Consider the following 13,734-nt stretch of genomic DNA (forward strand, 5'->3'; position numbering starts at 1 on the left):
TCGTAGGGCAGGATCTCCGCCGCCTCCATCAGGTCGAGGTCGAGCGTCAGGCTCCCTACGTAGTTCAATTCCGCTTGGGTCACCGTCGCCCGGTGTACCTTGCTCTTCATCATTGTCAGGAACATGTTTATGCCACCTTGTATTTGATGTTGTCGATTAGCCTTGCTTTGCCTATTTGAGCCGCCGCCGCGAGGAGAATTGTTCCCCGGACGGTGTCGAGCGGCTCCAGCGTTTCCGCGTCCACCAATTCCACATAGTCGATCTGTTCGTGCTGCATTTCCGCGCGCACCGCATCCACCAGAGTGGCTGCGTTCCGTTCGCCGGCATCAAGCAGGGATTGCGCTTTCCCCAGACCGCGCGAAATGCACAATGCGCGCACGCGCTCATCGCCGGTCAGGTACTTGTTTCGCGAACTCATCGCGAGGCCATCGGGTTCGCGGACGATCGGCATCTCGACGATTTCAATCGCGAAATCGAGGTCGCGCGCCATGCGCTTTATGATCGTGCACTGCTGCGCGTCCTTCTGTCCGAAATACGCGCGGTCGGGTTCGACCACGTTGAACAGCTTGCACACTACCGTGGCGACGCCCCGGAAGAAGTGTGGCCGTGAGCGGCTGCATAAGACGCGATCCAATGCCTCTACCGTCACGTAGGTCGCATAGCCCTGCGGATACACGTCGGCTGCTTTCGGCGCGTAGATCGCCTGGATTCCGCACGCTTCACACATCGCGCTGTCGGCTTCGAAGGTGCGCGGATACGCGGCGAAATCTTCGTGAGGGGCAAACTGAGCCGGGTTCACGAAAATACTCGCAATCCCGACATCGTTCGCGTCTGACGCGGCCCGCATCAGGCTCGCGTGGCCTTCATGCAGCGCGCCCATGGTCGGAACAAACCCGATGGACTTTCCATCGCGGCGCTGTTGGCGCGACCAAGCGCGCATCTCATTGGGATCCGCTATGACGATCATTTGAACGACTGGTCTCCGGAAGGAAAGACTCCTTCTTTCACTTCTTGCACGTACGAGGCGAATGCGCCGCGCATGGCTGCCGCGACATCCGCATAGACTTTTGCGAACTTCGTGTACTTGCCGAGTCCAAGCATGTCGTGCATGACCAGGACCTGCCCGTCGCAATCCGGTCCCGCGCCGATACCGATTGTGGGAATCGTGATGGACCGCGAAATGACCCCGGCAAGCTCGCTCGGTATGCACTCCAATACAATCGCGAAACATCCTGCCTCTTCAAGACCCTTGGCCTCCGCGATGAGCCGTTCCTTGCTGTCGCTGTCGCGTCCCTGAATCTTGTATCCGCCCAGTTGCAGCACCGACTGCGGCATGAGACCAATGTGCCCCATCACCGGAATACCGGCACGATGGATTCCACGTATGACGTCGCCGAACTCGAACGCGCCGCCCTCCAGTTTGACGGCTTGCGCGCCTGCTTCCGCGATGAATCGGCCCGCGTTGCGCACCGCTTCTTCCACGGAAACTTGGTACGACATGAAGGGCATGTCGGCAACGACCATGGCGCGCTCCACCGCGCGGGAGACGATCCGGACGTGATGAAGCATGTCGTCCATGGTGACTGAGAGGGTGTTGGGGTAGCCCATGACCACCATCCCCACCGAATCGCCAACGAGCACGACGTCGACGCCGCATTCGTCCATGATCTTCGCGGATGGATAATCGTAGGCCGTGAGCACGGCGATCTTCTCGCCGGCATTCTTGCGGGCCTTCAAAGACGGACCGCTGGTGCGGGCCATGTTCAGATCCTCCTGAACCGTGACGTTCCCGTCCCGGTCCCTGTAGGGCTCCAAGCGGAGCGGTTCAGTGATCTTGCCGGTTCTTCAACGTGTGGCGGCGTCTGACTTCAGTCGCCGTACTTCGCCTTGGGCTTCGGGGGAGGCTGCCAACTGAACAACCGTCCGCCCCGTCACCGGGTCAACCGTCTCCGGTGCGATTTCGGTCAAGGGCCTCAATACGAACGCCCTCTTACGAAACTCCGGGTGCGGTATCCTGAGACGATCCGTGTCCATGACCCGGTCGTCCCACAACACGATGTCGATATCGACGAGTCGAGGTCCCCACCGGCGAGAAGGAACCCGGCCCATCAACCGTTCGATATCCTGAGTCGCATCAAGGAGTTCAAGCGGCGTCAAGGCCGTCTCGATTCCTACTGCGAGGTTCAGAAAACTCGGCTGATCGATATCGCCAATCGGTGCTGTTTCGTAGACCGAAGATACGACAAATACCCGGGTACCCGGTATCTTCTCTAAACACTCGACAGCACCCAGAAGATTCTCTTGACGGTCTCCCAGATTGCTGCCGATACTAAGGTATACGCCCATGCGTCGGTCTCGGCTGGGTAAAAACCAAAGCTCGGTTGCCAATTCCCGGTGTGCGAAAAAGGACGACTGGCCCCAATTGCCCGCAAGGAGAGACAGACTCAGCTTTGCACCCAGACGGTTGAAGAATATCAGGATCCCGGCGAAGGGTCAACTTATTACCCGCGTTAAGCGTCTTTCCTGCAAGCTACCAGCATGAGGAGGGTTCCAGTGTCACTTCCGCCAACTTGGCCCCGGCAGGCATCCGTGGAGGTTGGGCTCTGCCGGAACTGTACGCATGCTCGGGAGGTCGCCCACCCCCGTGGGGGGCAGTCCTTTTGGCGTTGTGGCATGTGGGATAGCGATAAGGGATTTGCCAAGTATCCCCAGTTGCCGGTTGTGAAATGCTCGGGCTTCTCGGAATCGGTAACGGAACTGCTTTTCGTGAGTAAAGTGCTTGACGGAGAGGAAAGTCGTCGAAGTGAGCTTTGAGGGAGTTTAGAGTTTACTGTTGACATTTTCCTTGATTTCGTATAGTATACAAAATGTTGGGTTGTAATTGGCACGGTGACCCAGCTATAGTTGAGTAAAGTGTATCCCAACGCAGTCCGGAGGGATTAGTTACTATCCGGACTCGTGGGGAAGCACGGTTCACAAACCTTTGTCGTGTGGTCGACAAAGAACTAGAGGAAGAGGAGAGAACGAAATGAAGCACGTGAAAATGGTATCCAAGCCTGCGCTCGCTGGCGAACCGACCCTTCAGGATTGCATCGAAGCCCTGATCAATGACGGTCCGGCTACGTTTGCCGATTGCCTGAGCGCGAAGAAAGACGGCAAAGCGTCCTAAGCGAGCTGACGTCGAATCAAGTTTGGCAGAGGCCGTTGCGAAAGCAGCGGCCTCTGCCGTTTTTCATTTCACGATGCGGAGCCGGAAGGCAGACAAAAGAAAAGCTGCCGAAACGCGCGTGTTCCGGCAGCTTTTGACTCGCTATTCAGACAATGACGTGGCGTCAGTTTACGTCGCCATGAACCCGCCGTCCACGACCATCTCGGCGCCCGTCATCCAGCTCGATTCGTCGGACGCAAGGAAGAGCGCCGCGTTGGCGATATCGCGCGCGGTACCCAACCGGCGAATTGGAATTTCCCCGGCAATTGCCTTGCGCTTGTCGTCATTGAGATAGGGGGCCTGCAACGGGGTGTCGACGAAACCGGGGTGGATGATATTGCAGCGGATCTGTTCCGGCGCGAACTGCACGGCAAGTGATTTGCACAGCGCGATGAGCGCGCCCTTGGCGCTCGTATACGAGTCCTGCGCCAGCGTGAATCCGACGAGCGCGGAAATCGATCCCACGAGAATGATGGAACCGCCGCCCGCTTTCCGAAGTTCGGGTATGCCATGCTTCGTGAGGAAGAAGGGCCCCTTCAGGTTGATGGCTTGCACGATGTCCCAGTTCTCTTCGGTCGTGTCGAGAACCGACTTGTCGCGGTCTTTCCACAGCACGCCCGCATTTGCGTAGAGGATGTCCAGCTTGCCGAAGGCTTTGACGGTCTCTTCGATAGCCCGCTTCACGTCGGCTTCCTTGCTCACGTCGCCCTGCACAAACACGGCCTTGCCGCCTGCTTTCTCAACAAGCGCAACCGTCTCTTTGCCGGCATCGGCGTTCAAATCGAAGACGCCCACTTTAGCGCCTTCCTTCGCGAACACGAGGGCCGCCTCACGGCCCATTCCCAACCCCGCTCCGGTGATGATTGCCACCTTATTCTCTAAGCGCATGAATACAAACTCCTTCCTTACGAAACCTTTTCAGAATCCTCATCCGATTGACCAATATCGGGGATTATCGTGCGAATATGCTCTGACAGTTCTTCTACCTTACTCGCTATATCTTCCCGGCTTTCATCCAAGGGAGCCATGTCTGCGCTGTACCGAAAGTGTACGGCGAAATCTGTAAGATGCTCCAGGCTTTGCAGTTGTTCAGGGAGACTCGCTCCGGAGTGTTCCAGCAGCTTCACGAGTTCGCCCAGTCCATGAATATAGGGCGGTTCTACATCTAAAGACCATAGCCAGGCCTTAGGGAGCTTTTCGACGGCTTGCTGTGCATGAAACCCGAAGATATCATCGCTGAAAACACTGCTGTCGCTCATGCCGTGAATAGCACGCAGATCACTCTGAGCTTTCAAATACATGAGACGCGCGTCATCATTGACGCTCATAGAGTATCAATCCTTCTCTTCGCGCAGTGGTGAGAATATGCGAGCGAAGGCGCATGTTTTTTTGCTCTTCGGAACGACTGAAAAGTAAGATGTCCTTCGGTACAAAAAAGCGGTCGAGTGCTCTGCGTATACGCCTGAGTTCTTCCCATCTGTTTCGTTTCTCATCGAACTCCTCGGTCTCAATTATCGCAAGATCCACATCGGAATCAGCCCGCACATCACCGCGCGCGTGGGAACCAAAGAGGATGACTTTTTCGGGATGCACGGCATCGACGATGGCCTGAGTCATTTCTCTCAAGACATCGTCTGTAACTTCAATGAAACTAGCCTTTTTTGTCATCGCTCGGGCTACCTCGCCATCATGGATTATAGGCCGCCCCGGCACCGTCAACAAAGTCTGCCCTATCGCCTTGACTTGTTCGGTCAGATCAGCTCGAAATAGCGCCTGCGTTCCCAGTCGGTCACGTACTTCTGGAATTCGTTGATTTCCCAACGCGCCACCGCTGCGTAATGATCGACAACATTGTCGCCAAGCAGTTGCCGCGCCACTTTGCTGTTCTCGAACGCATTGGTGGCGTCGGTCAGATTCCGGTGAAGCTTGGGTGCGTCGGTCAACTCGTAGGCGTTGGCTTTTATGAACGGACCAACGGGCTCAATCTTGTTCTCAATGCCATAGAGACCCGCCGCGATCATCGCCGCGTAAATGAGATGCGGGTTCGCATCCGAACCAGGGATGCGGTTTTCCAGGCGCATGGACTTGTCATGGCCTGCCACGCGATACGCGGTCGTGCGGTTGTCGCCCCCCCACGTCAGGGTCGAAGGCGCGAACGATGCGTCCTCGATGCGTTTGTACGAGTTGATAATCGGCATGTACAGCAATTGCAGATCGAGGGTACATGCCATCATGCCGCCTAGGAAATGCCGCATGGTCTCCGACATGTGGTGTTCGCCTTTGGGATCGGGGAACGCCGGCGTGTCGTTGCTCCAAAGGCTCATGTGGATGTGCGCGCCGTTGCCGGAGTGCTTTGAATCCCACTTTGCCATAAACGTGACCTGTACCCCGTTGAGGGCGGCCATTTCGCGAATGCCGTTCTTAAAGATGGCATGACGGTCGGCCATTTCGAGCACGTCCCCATACACGAGGTTGATCTCGAACTGTCCGTGTCCCCATTCCGCTTTATTGCACTCGATTTCGATTCCGGCTTCGGCGAAGTTGCGGCGCATCGGCCCCACAATCCATTCGTCCATGGACGAACGAAAGATGCAGTAGTCCGAAATGTATCTGGACATGGGTTCCAGGTCGCGATAGTCCTTCGCCCGCGAGCTTTCGAGCGTCTCGCGGAACATGAAGAACTCGAGTTCCGGGGCTGCCTTGACCGTGTAGCCCATTGACTTCGCGCGCTCTATTTGTCTGCGAAGGATCGTGCGCGGCGCGATATCGACGAGATTTCCGTGGTGGTCATATGTGTCGCAAATGACTAGCGCCGTCTTTTCAAACCACGGATACTTGCGCAATGTGGACCAGTCGGGCACTGCCGCCATGTCGCCGTACCCTGTATGCCACCCCGTGAATTCCAGGCCGGGAATTAGCATACGCTCAATATCCCAACCGTAGTTGCAGTCACACGTATGGACGCCTGCAGACAGATCGCGGAGAAACGGAACCGCGTTGCAGCGCTTACCGTAGAGGCGTCCCTGAAGATCGATGCCAGCCGCGATGACCGTGTCGACGGAACCTTCTTTAACCCACTTTTCGAGAACTTTCACAACTCTCTCCTCCGCCCGGAATTCTATTGCCCTCACTGGCCGGGGAGTATCGCACAGCCGTTGCACACCGCGCAAAGGCGCGACAGGGGAGATGTGGGCGAGCAGCCTACGATTCGGGGTTCGCGCTTCAACGTGAAACACGCAGGCTGTGGTATTGTAGGATGAAGTAACCGAGGGGGTGTGACGTGGACGAAGCAGTCTCGCCGGACGTCTCAAGTGCAAACGATACCCTGCGCAGGGCAGTTACCGCGATTGTGCCTTGCTACAACGCGGGCGAGCGAGTCGGGCCAGTTATCGAAGCATTGCTCCGCCATGTTAATCACGTTGTTGTGGTCGACGACGGCAGCACGGATGGCGCCACAGCGAGCCTTTCAGGCTTGGGGGCTGAGGTTGTCACGTTCCCGGTGAATCGAGGAAAAGGGTTTGCCATGCTTGAGGGTTTCCGCGCCGCCCTGGCGGACCCCACCATGGCCTACGCCGCAATTGTCGACGCGGATGGCCAGCACGACGCCTCCGAATTGTTGGGACTCTACGAAGCGGCCTTGCGTGAAAAAGCAGACTTGGTTATTGGTTCGCGCACCTTTGATCTTTCGCAAGTCCCCTGGACCAGCCGGTTCGGCAATAAGATGACGGCGCGCATTACACGGATGATGCTCGGACGGGATATCCCTGACACGCAGTCGGGGTACCGGCTTCATTCCAGGCGCTTACTGGAGCACATCGTCGCGCATGTGCCCGGAGGCCGCTACGAAACGGAAATGGCTATTCTCGTTGCGGCGCTCCGCAAGAAGTTCGTGGTCGTACCTGCTCCGATTCAGACGATCTACGAGGAGGGCAACCGCTCCTCGCACTTCAATAAGGTACGCGATTCGTACCGTATCTATCGGATGCTGTTGAAATCGTGGTTGCGGTGACCCCCGGGACGACATGGCGGAGGGCGGACTTTCCAGTGTGTGACAGGGTCTCCTGATCCGCCGCGGCGGATATTCTGCAAACGACAACTCGTCAACGCCTGACAGTGCAACGAACTGACACTAATTATTGGAGTTGACGTGCAAACTGGAAAGTCGTCCTTCGTAGCCGTTGATACGGTGGAAGGAGCAGGGGAGCAGAGGCAGGGGCGGCAGTTTCTCGCCACCTTCGTTTCCTGCTATACTCTTCCCATCTGCGCCGATGCACGGGCGCTTTTCACAGGGGTTACTATGTCAGACACACTGCAGCAATTGGTTGATATGTCCCGCTATTTGGGCGATCCGGAAAACGGATATGCCATCCTCGGAGAGGGCAATACCGCCGCGCGAATCGACGACGACTCGTTCTACGTAAAGGCTTCCGGGACAACGCTTGCGACAATAGACGAAAGCGGATTCGTGGCCTGTTCCATCTCGCGCATCACGGCGATTCTGGACGATTCTAAGGCAGGGGATGAGGATGTCTCTCGCGTGTTTCGCGAGTCGCTACTCGACCCCAATGAGAAGCGCCGCCCGTCGGTCGAAGCCATGCTTCACGCCATCCTGTTGAGCGTGCCTGAGTACAAGTTTATTGGCCATACGCACCCCACGTACACCAATGCTATCCTATGCTCCAACAAGGCTGAAGAAGCTGCGTCGGGCCGGATTTTTCCCGACCAGATCGTCTCGATGAAGCACAAGTCGGTTTTCATTCCTTACGTCGACCCGGGTTTGGTATTGGCGCGTGAGGTGAAGCGCCGGTTTGAAGACTTTGTCGAGAAAGAAGGCGTATTACCCTCGGCGATCTTGATGCAGAATCACGGTCTGATCACGATGGGCGCCACGCCAAAGGCCGTAACAAGCTGCACGGACATGGCCGAGAAGGCGTCCCAGGTACTTGTACACACCTACGCGTTGGGAGGCCCTCGATTCATGAGCGATCATGACGTGAGCCGAATTTTCACGCGTCCCGATGAGCATTACCGGTTGCAGAGTATTGCCGACCGCAAGTCGTAACACTGCGGTGGACTGCACCGAACACCAACTTTGCGGCTCTGCCGCACTGCAATGAGGAAACCGACGTGACGAAAATCGAAAAGTATCAGAATGCAGAAGGCGCTCTTCCCGATACGTACGACGCATGGCAAGTCTTTGGCGCCGGCTTCGAGAATCTGGGACGCGATGGAAAACCGGTCACGCTTGAGCTTCGCGAACCCAATGACAACGAGATTCTGCTTCGGGTGGATGCCCTCGGCCTTTGCCAATCCGATATCAAGATCATCAATCAGGGCAGTAAGCATGCCCGTCTGCGCGGTCGCGACCTTTCGGTGGAGCCGACCGTGCTCGGACACGAATGTGCCGCGACGGTCGTTAAGGTGGGGAAAGATTGGCAAGGCCAGTTCAAGCCGGGACAACGCTTCATTGTTCAGGCTGACATCTACTACAAGGGCGAAGGTTTCGCGTTTGGATACCTCATCCCCGGTGGCCTTGGCCAATACTGCTATCTTGACGAGCGAGCGCTCGCAGGCGATGAAGGCTGCTATCTGCTCCCAGTTCAATCTGAAACCGGCTACAGCGAATCGGCCTTGTCGGAGCCGTGGGCGTGCGTCGAGATGTCGTACAACCTCAAAGAACGATTGGAGCCTGGGGACGGCGATATCCTCATTGTGACCGAGACGGACGTTCCCGCGTGGCTTGAGAAGTATCCCAACGCCACGATCGTTCCGCGTTCATTGAGCGGGCTTGGCGATGGAACGTTTGACGACATCATCATTCCGCTGCCTTCGCCGGACATTCTGAAGGAGCTTGCTCCGCGCGTGCGCGACAATGGGATCGTGTACTTGCTTGGTTTCCCCGTGGCGCAGGGCGCCGTGTCGCTGGACATCGGGCGTGTTCACTACAAGGGCGTACGCTTCTACGGCGGTGGCAATGACATTCCCTCGGTGAAGCAGGCCAACTCGCGCTACGACCTTTTGCCTGGCGGCGAAGCGCTATTCCTCGGCGCAGGCGGCCCGATGGGGCAAATGCACGTGCAGCGCGCCATCGAAATCTCAATGGGACCGCGCCTCATCGTTGTCACGGATCTCGATCGCAAACGCCTCGATCACATCGAGCGGCGTTTTGGGGAACTTGTCAAGAGCCGCGGCGTCCAACTGCTGACCTTCGCGCCCAGCCAGTTCGATAGCCCTGCCGCGATGGACGAGCACATTCTCGGCCTTGCGCCCGGCGGGTACGATGATGTCATCGTTATGGCCCCCGTCGCGAAGCTGGTTTCGGCGGCGATAGCGTTTGCCGCTGACAACGCGCTCGTGAATGTGTTCTCGGGGTTGGGTCTCGGCAGCATGGCTGACATCGAACTCAAGGACCTTTGCCGTGGCATCAAGATCTTCGGGTCCAGCGGTTCGCGCATCAGCGATCTCCGCAAGGTCCTTGAGATGGTTGAACGGCGTGAGTTGAACACAAACCTGAGCGTATCCGCGATCGGCGGGCTCAACTCCGCGCGCGAAGGACTTGAGGGCGTGAACACGGCCCGGTATCCCGGCAAGACAGTCATCTACCCGCAAATCCCCGATCTTCCACTAATGAGCGTCGAAGAGATTCCCGAACGGCTTCCAGAGCTTGCCAACAGGCTGGGCGCGTATTGCGCGTGGACGACGGACGCGGAGAAGGCATTGCTGGAGAAATACGTATCATGAAACGATTGCAGGGAAAGCGCGCTGTTGTTACAGGCGCGGGACAAGGATTGGGCGCGTCCATTCTTGAGCGGTTAGCCGAGGAAGGTTGCGACGTATACGGTTGGGACGTAAACGCCGAGGCGATGGAAACCACGGCAAATGACGTCGCGAAGAAGACGGGATCGCGTGCATTTGGCGCGCGCGTCGACGTGACCGATGCCGATGCGGTGCGCGCCGGTGTAGACGAGGCGGTCGCCAAGCTCGGCGGTCTGGATATCTTTGTCTCCAATGCAGGCATACTGATCTCCGGCCCGTCGGTCGAGTTTGATGCCGCCAAGTGGCGTAAGGTGATCGAAGTAAACCTCGTTGGCTACTTCCTCTGCGCCCGCGAGGCCGCCCGCGTTATGATTCCAAACGGCGGTTCGATCATTCAGATTAATTCCAAGTCAGGCAAGAAAGGCAGCTTTCGTAACAGCGCGTATGCCGCGTCCAAGTTTGGCGGTATCGGTGTGACGCAAAGTCTTGCGCTTGAATTCGCCGAGAACAATATTCGCGTGAATGCAATCTGTCCAGGAAACCTGCTCGACTCGCCGCTGTGGAAGGACAGCCTCTTCAAACAGTATGCCGCCAACCAAGGCATTTCCGAAGAAGAGGTTCGCAAGAAATACGTCGATCAAGTTCCTATGCGCCGGCCATGCGCTTACCGCGACGTCACCAACGTCGTCGTGTTTCTGGCATCGGAAGACTCGGGGTACATGACCGGTCAGGCGATAAACGTGACCGGCGGCCAGGAGATGCGATAGCTTCGCTCGGGCGGCTGATTCCGTGGACGGAGTCTGATACTCGACCGCGAGAGCATCGATGAAGCATCGGACGGGGCCGGCTCTTCCCCCGTGAAGAACCGGCCCCTCTTCTACAACCGAGCTCGCGCAGGCACGCGATAGCGCCTGCGCACCTTGTGGGCTAGAAATCCTTCATGTCGTCTTCGTCCAGCGGAATAACATTGGCCGGACTAGCCACGCGCCGTTCTACCGTTGCTTGCACCGTGAGTGCCTTTGCCGACGCCTGAGAGCGGGCCGTTAGAGTTTTGCGCTTTCCGATTGCAGCCGGCTCCACGGCCAATGCCGCCGGTCGTGTTTGACCAGACGTGGCTCCACCTACCATCTCCTGCAACTGACCAACCATGCGCGACATTTCGTCCGCTTGCGCGTTCAACTCTTCTGCGGCCGCCGCGGACTCCTCCGTACTTGCAGCATTCTGTTGCGTCACAGCATCCATCTGCTGCACGGCCTGATTGAGCTGCCCAATGCCTTGCGCCTGCTCGTTGCTTGCGAGAGCGATTTCACTGACCAGACTATTGACTTTCTGGGTCGTGCCACCGATTTCCTGCAGCGCCTCTCCTACCTCGCGGCTAATCTCCACACCATTGCTTGCGTTCTTCACCGAGTCTTCGATCATTGCCGCGGTTTTGCGAGCCGCTTCCGCGGAACGTTGCGCCAGGTTGCGGACCTCTTCGGCCACGACAGCGAAGCCTTTGCCCGCGTCGCCGGCGCGCGCCGCTTCGACCGCCGCGTTGAGTGCGAGCAGATTAGTCTGGAACGCGATCTCGTCGATCGTCTTGACGATCTTCGCGGTCTCATCCGACGATCTCTTGATATCATCGATGGCCTTGCTCATCCGATCCATTGCCTGCACGCCCTTCTCCGCGCTGGTATTCGACGACGCGGCAAGAGACCTGGCTTGCGATGCGTTTTCGGCATTCTGTTTGGTCATCGAAGTCATCTCTTCGAGCGAAGCCGACGTCTCTTCCAAGCTGGATGCCTGCTCGGTGGCGCCTTCTGCCATGCTCTGGCTCGATTGCGAAACCTGCGCGGATGCCGCAGCAGTTTGGTCTGCTCCCGTGGTGAGCGCGTCAATGATTCGGCGAATAGGACGTGTAATTGATCGCGTGATAACGAAAGCCAGGACTATCCCCAATGCTGCCGCGGACAGCAACCCCACAAGGAGAAGCGTAGACGCTCGTCCCAAGGTCTGCTGTGCCTTGCTCGCGGACGCCGTAGTGGCTTTCGAACCCGAATCGGCAAGGGCCTGCACTGCGGTTAGCACGGCATTGCCGGCCTTGTTCCGGTCCTGCACCATGACATCCCTCTTGTTCCATAGTTCGGCAAATTGCTTGGCGCCATTCTGGTATTCTCTGGCGGCAGTCTGAACGATTCCTATCCGTTCAAGGTCCTTGGCAACACTGGTCTGGCGCTGCATTTCCTCCAGGTCACCGATGACGTTGTCATACCCCTTAACGCTATCCGTGATCAGGTTGATGTCGCGCGTGGCGATTCCTTTCCACACGCCTTGTCGAATGCGGAAGGTTGCGGCAATAGAGTCTTTTGCAAGCAAGATGATGGTCATCTTTTTCGTCAGGCTTTCCAAGGATGCCGCACCTTGCCCCTTGCCGCTCAATGCGGCCGTCAACTCTTCGGTAAAGGCCTTCTCCTGTTCTTGAGCCAACTCGACGCATTCTTTCGTGAACTTCTCTGCCGTGGCCCCCATATTGTTGCGATTGCCAATCAGGTCGGCATTGAGTTTTTCCGTTTCGTCCACCAGCTTCGAATAGGTTTGCGCGTCCGAGTTGGCACTGCCGAGTGATGCAAGGGCATCGGCCATATTGAAGCTCTGTGCGTGACTTGTGGCTTTTTGAAAAGCTTCTCCGACACCAGCCAACCCTTTGCGGGTGGCCGCAAGAAAGTCCGGGTCGTCCGTGTACGCGTAACCGCGCATCTCAAACATGGCTTGCCGCGTGGCCCGCTCGATGTCGTTAGCCCCGACCATCTCGGGAATATTCTGTTCGGCCAAAACGATAGTTGCCTGGCGCACTTGCTGCATGCTGTATATCGATATACCACCCAGGACAAGTGTGATAACTATCAGAGACGTGAACCCAAGGACAATCTTCTTGCCGAGCGTTATCTTCTTGGACATGTACTGGCCCCCTATATTCATGGGTCTTTGCCCGAAGGCTTTCCAGAGACCCAACTGCTTGGTTTTCCGCTGGAGGTATACAGCCTCCAGTGACTGGTGTTTACCGGTCCGATGCGCTTTGGCAGCGCCTGACCCGGCAGGGCAGAGTTGCCCCGTTGATGTTTTGGAGAGATTCGTTACGTGGGCGCTCTATTCGCTAGAGCGCGGTGGTCATCGCAGCCAGTTCGCTGCGTGAGAGGATTCGGTCCGTATCCAGTAGCATGACCACTTTGTCGCCTAACTTGCCCACACCTAAGATGAAGCCTGTTCCATCATCGGACGCAAACGAGGGAGGCGGCTCAATCTGGGCCGGGCGAATATCGACGACTTCGGAGACTTCGTCGACTATCAGTCCCACCGTGCAGGTCGCGGCGTCTAGCGCGACTTGCACCACGATGATGCAAGTCCTGCTGGAATCGTCGCAACGTTCCATGCCAAATTGCACACGCAAATCCACTACCGAAATGACCTTCCCCCGGAGGTTGATCACGCCGCGGACAAAGCTCGGCGTTCGCGGTACGTGGGTGATGTGCATGATCCCGATAATTTCGTGAACCGACAGAATCTCCAGCCCGTAGATTTCGGTATCCAGCTTGAAAGTCAAATACTTCCCCGCGAGATTTCGGCTGTCGAACTGCTCCAACCGCACTGCATCAGTTAATTCCAATCTTGTTCTCCTTTCTGTTCGCATTTAGCTGCCAGAGAGAATAGGCCGTATTCGCGATTCCGAGTGGGGGAAACGTAGAGCACTGGTACGGCCTGTTCTCTGCGCTGGTTTATAGTGAAAAGCG

The 13,734-nt window shown here is 57.2% G+C and carries 15 protein-coding genes; 5 read left to right on the top strand and 10 right to left on the bottom strand.

Annotation, left to right across the window (positions count from 1 at the left end; genetic code table 11):
• The 4 genes from K1Y02_12635 to folK all read right to left on the bottom strand — a co-directional run.
• Positions 1–125 (bottom strand): aspartate 1-decarboxylase (locus K1Y02_12635; protein MBX7257202.1); only part of this gene is annotated, 125 nt, incomplete at its 3' end.
• 2 nt (positions 126–127) lie between these two features.
• A complete protein-coding gene (gene panC, locus K1Y02_12640; protein MBX7257203.1) occupies positions 128–967 on the bottom strand; it encodes a pantoate--beta-alanine ligase in 840 nt (279 codons plus the stop codon).
• A complete protein-coding gene (panB, locus tag K1Y02_12645) occupies positions 964–1,761 on the bottom strand; it encodes a 3-methyl-2-oxobutanoate hydroxymethyltransferase (protein ID MBX7257204.1) in 798 nt (265 codons plus the stop codon). Before panB ends, panC begins: the two co-directional genes overlap by 4 nt.
• Positions 1,762–1,845: 84 nt before the next feature.
• The gene (gene folK, locus K1Y02_12650) at positions 1,846–2,346 is read right to left on the bottom strand and encodes a 2-amino-4-hydroxy-6-hydroxymethyldihydropteridine diphosphokinase (GenBank protein ID MBX7257205.1); all 501 of its coding nucleotides are present in this window, start codon (positions 2,344–2,346) and stop codon (positions 1,846–1,848) included.
• A 682-nt stretch (positions 2,347–3,028) separates the two neighbouring features.
• Here folK and K1Y02_12655 point away from each other — a divergent pair.
• Positions 3,029–3,169 carry a hypothetical protein gene (locus tag K1Y02_12655; protein MBX7257206.1) on the top strand — a complete coding sequence of 47 codons (141 nt, stop codon included), beginning with the start codon at positions 3,029–3,031 and terminating at the stop codon, positions 3,167–3,169.
• A 168-nt stretch (positions 3,170–3,337) separates the two neighbouring features.
• On the opposite strand, the gene K1Y02_12660 is transcribed toward K1Y02_12655, so the two are convergent.
• The 4 genes from K1Y02_12660 to K1Y02_12675 all read right to left on the bottom strand — a co-directional run bounded on the left by K1Y02_12660 (position 3,338) and on the right by K1Y02_12675 (position 6,303).
• Complete coding sequence (locus K1Y02_12660) at positions 3,338–4,096, bottom strand: glucose 1-dehydrogenase (protein ID MBX7257207.1); 759 nt, start codon at positions 4,094–4,096, stop codon at positions 3,338–3,340.
• 17 nt (positions 4,097–4,113) lie between these two features.
• The gene (locus K1Y02_12665; GenBank protein MBX7257208.1) at positions 4,114–4,536 is read right to left on the bottom strand and encodes a HEPN domain-containing protein; all 423 of its coding nucleotides are present in this window, start codon (positions 4,534–4,536) and stop codon (positions 4,114–4,116) included.
• Complete coding sequence (locus K1Y02_12670) at positions 4,523–4,876, bottom strand: nucleotidyltransferase domain-containing protein (protein MBX7257209.1); 354 nt, start codon at positions 4,874–4,876, stop codon at positions 4,523–4,525. Before K1Y02_12670 ends, K1Y02_12665 begins: the two co-directional genes overlap by 14 nt.
• Before the next feature lie 83 nt (positions 4,877–4,959).
• Positions 4,960–6,303, bottom strand: a complete 1,344-nt coding sequence (locus K1Y02_12675; protein ID MBX7257210.1) for a glutamine synthetase family protein — start codon at positions 6,301–6,303, stop codon at positions 4,960–4,962.
• Positions 6,304–6,488: 185 nt separating this feature from the next.
• On the opposite strand from K1Y02_12675, the gene K1Y02_12680 reads away from it, so the two are divergent.
• The 4 genes from K1Y02_12680 (at position 6,489) to srlD (ending at position 10,731) form a co-directional block, all read left to right on the top strand.
• On the top strand, positions 6,489–7,217 hold the full coding sequence (locus K1Y02_12680; GenBank protein ID MBX7257211.1) for a glycosyltransferase family 2 protein: 729 nt from the start codon (positions 6,489–6,491) through the stop codon (positions 7,215–7,217).
• 288 nt (positions 7,218–7,505) lie between these two features.
• Positions 7,506–8,270 (top strand): class II aldolase/adducin family protein, encoded by a 765-nt coding sequence (locus K1Y02_12685; protein ID MBX7257212.1) that lies wholly within the window; start codon positions 7,506–7,508, stop codon positions 8,268–8,270.
• 65 nt (positions 8,271–8,335) lie between these two features.
• Positions 8,336–9,949, top strand: coding sequence for an alcohol dehydrogenase catalytic domain-containing protein (locus K1Y02_12690; GenBank protein MBX7257213.1), 1,614 nt, complete (start codon positions 8,336–8,338; stop codon positions 9,947–9,949).
• A complete protein-coding gene (srlD, locus tag K1Y02_12695) occupies positions 9,946–10,731 on the top strand; it encodes a sorbitol-6-phosphate dehydrogenase (protein ID MBX7257214.1) in 786 nt (261 codons plus the stop codon). Before K1Y02_12690 ends, srlD begins: the two co-directional genes overlap by 4 nt.
• Before the next feature lie 160 nt (positions 10,732–10,891).
• On the opposite strand, the gene K1Y02_12700 is transcribed toward srlD, so the two are convergent.
• Together K1Y02_12700 and K1Y02_12705 are read right to left on the bottom strand one after the other, a co-directional pair.
• Positions 10,892–12,904: an MCP four helix bundle domain-containing protein gene (locus K1Y02_12700; protein ID MBX7257215.1), complete on the bottom strand. Its 2,013-nt coding sequence runs from the start codon at positions 12,902–12,904 to the stop codon at positions 10,892–10,894.
• A gap of 196 nt (positions 12,905–13,100) precedes the next feature.
• A complete protein-coding gene (locus tag K1Y02_12705; protein MBX7257216.1) occupies positions 13,101–13,634 on the bottom strand; it encodes a chemotaxis protein CheW in 534 nt (177 codons plus the stop codon).
• Positions 13,635–13,734 lie beyond the last annotated feature (100 nt).

The sequence above is a fragment of the Candidatus Hydrogenedentota bacterium genome (assembly GCA_019695095.1).
Classification (GTDB): Bacteria; Hydrogenedentota; Hydrogenedentia; order Hydrogenedentales; family SLHB01; genus JAIBAQ01.